The following is a 2268-nucleotide window of genomic DNA, read 5'->3' on the forward strand; positions in this document are numbered from 1 at the left end:
TGATTCTCTATCAAGAATCAAACGCGTTCGGATCTTCCCTCAACTRAACTGCTTTTATTCTAGCTTCTTTTTTAAACTACTTAATTCCGTAATATTCTTCAAGCGTAATGCCTTTACTCTTAATCGCCTGCGCCACTGGTTTGCCTACATATCGCAAATGCCACGGTTCATATTTATAGCCGGTCACCGCATCTTTTCCTTTTGGATAACGAATAATAAATCCGTATTCTGCTGCGTGGGCATCGAGCCAAGTTGCTTCTTTAGTTCCGCCAAAGCAGTCTTGAGCAGCACATGTGCCGTCTCCTTTTGTTACATCAATTCCAAGACCCGTTTCGTGTTCACTCGTGCCTGGCAATGCGCTATAAGTTGCCGCTTTATCATAACCGTCTCTTTGAACATACGAACTAAAAAGCGCGCTTTGCGTTGCATGTGAACGGTAAGCTGATACGCCAAGAAGCGTAACGCCTTGTTTTTTCGCACCTGCAAATAACTGTGCAATAGCAGCGGCTGCTTCACTGCGCATTTTTTTCTTTTCCGTTTGTTCTTTGAATGTAAATGGAATCGTTGTATATACTAAATCTTTCGGAACGTAGTTTTCCGGAAGCTTGTTTTGTTTATTCACAACAACTTGTATGCTTTCAGGGTTCGAAACCACTTTCATACCAGCTAATGCTCGTACGTATTGACCGCTTACATAGCCAACCTTACCTTGATACGTAATTTTCAGCCAGCCGTTTGCTGCTTTAGCCGTTACGTCTAGCTGTGAGCCGGCTTTAAGTGTTGCGATAACCGCACCAGAAGTTGAAGCAGTTGTTCGAACATTTAAATTCGCTGTCGCCACATAGACAGAAGCCGCCGGAGTAGGAGCTGGAGCCGGTTCAGAAGAACTCGTTGATTCCTTTACGTACTGCGTGCTCACATAGCCCGTTTTGCCTTGATAGCTTACTTTTAGCCAGCCGTTCGCTGCTTGTGCTGTCGACGTTAGCTGCGTGCCTTGTTTGACCGTTACAACAATCGCGCTTGACGTTGAGGGAGCGCTTCGAATATTTAAATTTGCTGTTGTTACATAGGTTTTGGTCGTTGAACTCGCTGACTTTTTAACATACTCACTGCTTACGTAACCCGTTTTGCCTTGATAGCTTACTTTCAGCCAGCCGCTTGCTGCTTGTCCAACTACCGTTAGCTGCGTGCCTTGTTTGACCGTTGCAATAATCGCGTTGGACGTCGATGGGCCGCTTCGAATATTTAAATTCGCCGTTGTTGTATATGTTTCCGCCGCTGCGCTTGCTACAGTTGGCTCACCCGTAAAATGTGAAGAATGAAGACCTAGAGTTCCTGCCCCTACAAGTGTAAAAGCAAGACCTGTTACCGCTAATTTTTTGTAAAATCTTTGTTTGTTCACTTCTGTCATTTTTTATACCTCATTTGCAAAATATAATAGAAATATATGCTGCTAGTTTAATAGGTTAAGTGAAAACAGGATCCGATGTTTAAGTTCAACCTTAACTAAACAACATTAAGTAAATTTATTCGACGTCTAGAGGCTTATCATTACTTCGTTCCAGCTAGCACGTACTTTTAGAATACCKGATAATCGTAYCAAAAGTATATCAAAATATTTCAAACTTGTTTCCAAACTGATACATTTTCAACAAAAATAGAATAATAGAGCAGAAACAGCAAAAAAACCCTTACGTTTACGCCCAACTGCTTAGGGTAAAAAACAACTAAAAACAAAGATTGAGATGGTGATAAAATGGACACGGCAACGGATTTTTCCTCAACTGCGTTTCGAGAACCTCACACATTAAAACAGCATATTTTTGATACGCTTCATTTCTACTATCCCGCTTGTATTGACAAGAAAAACGGCGGGTATATCCATGAATACTACGACGACGGCACCGTCAACAACACGCATTCAAAGCACTTGGTAAGTACGGCGCGCTTTATTTATATCTTCAGTGTAGGGGCTCTTTTAGACGGACCGGATTGGTGCAAAGAAGCAGCTCAGCACGGCATTCGTTTTCTACAAAACAGCCATTATGATAGAGAGCACGGCGGGTATTTTTTTGAAATAGCCGATGACGGAGAAGTAAAAGATGATTCTAAACAAGCATATGGGCACGCTTTTGGTCTTTTAGCTTCTTCCATCGCGTATCAAGCCGGCATTTCAGAAGCAAAAGAAACAATTGAACAGGTATATGACGTGATGGAAAAGTACTTTTGGGAAGATGCGCACGGCTTTTACCGAGACGAATGGGACGC

General features: G+C 42.4%; 2 protein-coding genes. One reads left to right on the forward strand and one right to left on the reverse strand.

The features are described from left to right. Window positions 1-76 precede the first annotated feature (76 nt). Complete coding sequence (locus AC1DRF_RS23875) at window positions 77-1411, reverse strand: SH3 domain-containing protein (RefSeq protein WP_477741860.1); 1335 nt, start codon at window positions 1409-1411, stop codon at window positions 77-79. A 345-nt stretch (window positions 1412-1756) separates the two neighbouring features. Between AC1DRF_RS23875 and AC1DRF_RS23880 the strand changes: the two genes are divergently transcribed. Then, on the forward strand, window positions 1757-2268 hold a 512-nt coding region (locus AC1DRF_RS23880), incomplete at its 3' end, for an AGE family epimerase/isomerase (protein ID WP_477741861.1).

The sequence above is a fragment of the Priestia sp. P5_B4 genome (assembly GCF_056400385.1).

Coding starts and splice junctions, on each gene's coding strand:
- AC1DRF_RS23875 (WP_477741860.1), bottom strand. CDS start 1,411: ATGACAGAAGTGAACAAACAAAGATTTTACAAAAAATTAGCGGTAACA.